Source organism: Pseudoalteromonas sp. 20-MNA-CIBAN-0454 (assembly GCF_040308685.1).
Taxonomy (GTDB): Bacteria; Pseudomonadota; Gammaproteobacteria; order Enterobacterales; family Alteromonadaceae; genus Pseudoalteromonas; species Pseudoalteromonas nigrifaciens.
This window is the reverse complement of the sequence record NZ_JBEOOB010000179.1, coordinates 1-265: the sequence shown is the minus strand read 5'-3', so window position 1 is coordinate 265 and position 265 is coordinate 1. Positions and strand designations below refer to the sequence as shown.

General features: G+C 30.6%; 1 protein-coding gene. It reads left to right on the top strand.

Annotation, left to right across the window (positions count from 1 at the left end; genetic code table 11):
• A partial coding sequence (locus AAEZ22_RS18420; RefSeq protein ID WP_352298501.1) for a hypothetical protein occupies positions 1–195 on the top strand: 195 nt, incomplete at its 5' end.
• Positions 196–265 lie beyond the last annotated feature (70 nt).

Here is a 265-nt window from a genome sequence, read left to right as displayed (position 1 = left end):
ATTCTTATTTTTGTAATCCCTTTATTAACTGCGTATTTCGGATCAAAAGTTATATTTCACTTATTTGCTTTTGAGTATCTTGTGTTTACAGATACTTTTGACATTATAAAGCTACTCATTGATATTAGTGTATTTGGAGTGTTGTTCTATATTAGTTCGCTGGGCGTTGGTTATGTCATCAGAGCTAAAACATAAGTTTTTAATCATTAGCTGGTAAATTGCTAGCTAAAAAATCACAGCCAATAAAGCCTTAACAGCTTTAAAC